This window comes from Methanocorpusculum vombati (assembly GCF_026891935.1).
In the GTDB taxonomy this organism is placed as follows: Archaea; Halobacteriota; Methanomicrobia; order Methanomicrobiales; family Methanocorpusculaceae; genus Methanocorpusculum; species Methanocorpusculum vombati.
In genome coordinates, this window is record NZ_JAPTGC010000041.1 from 1 (window position 1) to 849 (window position 849).

An 849-nucleotide genomic window follows, 5' to 3' on the forward strand; every position below is an offset into this window, starting at 1 on the left:
TCCCCGCTGATGATTTCATCCACGGGTGGTTCCAGTTCGGGACCGTTTTTCCGTTTTTGTCCGTTTTGAGGAGCCCCGCTTCTTTCATGCGGTCTGCGGCGAGTTTTCCTGCCTGATCCCATACTTCGCTGAACTCCTGAAGCATGCGGGATTGTTCTGCGGTTACGCGGAGTGCGGGCCCCTGGCATTTGGGGCAGAGAAGGATCGGTTCCTGCGGGAGTTTGTCTGCGGGGAGGAAGCCGCCGATGTCGAAGGCGAAGTTACAGGCGGGGCAGTGATACCGGATGCTGTGGTAGCCGGTGTCTTCTTCTTGGGGTGCGGGGGTTTTGGGTGTGGTGGTGGTTTTGGGGGTCATGGTTTTTTTTCCTTGGTTTGTGGGGATGGGGAGATTTTCGTTATTCGTTGGTCTTCTGTGTGTGGGGATGAGTTGAAACATGTCCGCGAGGTTTGGGTAGGGTATTTCCGTTTCTTGTTGGTCTTTTGTGTGGGTAAGACGAGGAAAGAACAACGCAGATAACGCAGATGGCGCCTACGGCGCGGAGCAAGACCTTTGGGCTTGCGACTCAGCGGCGCGAAGCGCCGCATCTGCGTTATCTGCGTTTCCTTTTTCATCCTGCCCCTGTCGCGGACTCCCGACTATCTTATATCGATTCAATCTGCGTGAAAAATCTCACACTATCTTAAATCAGTGCAATCCGCAGGAAGATTCCCGTCTCCGACGGTCATCTTCTGTGTGAACACAGACGCCTTCGACGCTTCCAGCATCTCCGGCGTCTCCGCTCTCTTCGAGACCCCGCAGTCTGCGGTACTCTTCGGTCACCTGTTCGGTGCGGTACTGCATAAGCTGCG

1 protein-coding gene is annotated in these 849 nt (G+C 55.2%); it reads right to left on the reverse strand.

What is annotated here, in order from left to right:
* Window positions 1-355 (reverse strand): zinc ribbon domain-containing protein (locus O0S09_RS09960; protein ID WP_268923825.1); only part of this gene is annotated, 355 nt, incomplete at its 3' end.
* Window positions 356-849 lie beyond the last annotated feature (494 nt).